The sequence below is a fragment of the Paenibacillus sinensis genome, assembly GCF_019904155.1.
In the GTDB taxonomy this organism is placed as follows: domain Bacteria; phylum Bacillota; class Bacilli; order Paenibacillales; family Paenibacillaceae; genus Paenibacillus_AQ; species Paenibacillus_AQ sinensis.
Window position 1 is genome coordinate 1 of record NZ_JAHCMB010000171.1, and the last position, 297, is coordinate 297.

1 protein-coding gene is annotated in these 297 nt (G+C 49.2%); it reads right to left on the reverse strand.

What is annotated here, in order from left to right; translation table 11 throughout:
- A partial coding sequence (locus KIH86_RS19650) for a hypothetical protein (RefSeq protein ID WP_223110622.1) occupies positions 1-297 on the reverse strand: 297 nt, incomplete at both ends.

Sequence of the window (297 nt, forward strand, 5' to 3'; positions counted from 1 at the left end):
AATAGACCTTATATTTAACGCCTGTCGTCTTGTCCCAGGTTACGGTTAGGCTGTTGTAATCCGATGCTGCCAGGGTCAGCACTGGCTTAACAGGAGGCTTGGGGGGTTCCCGCCCAAAAACTTTGAGCTCAGAAATCTGGAATGCCGCGCTCTGCACGTTGTAGTAAACAAAGCTCTTGACGTTATTTATGGCAAGCACTCTACCATTCCAGTCATAGGCATAAGAGGCGGCTGCCAATACATTTCCGGCCTCATCGTAAAACCTAACAGGGGAGAAATTTCTCGGCACTGTGAACG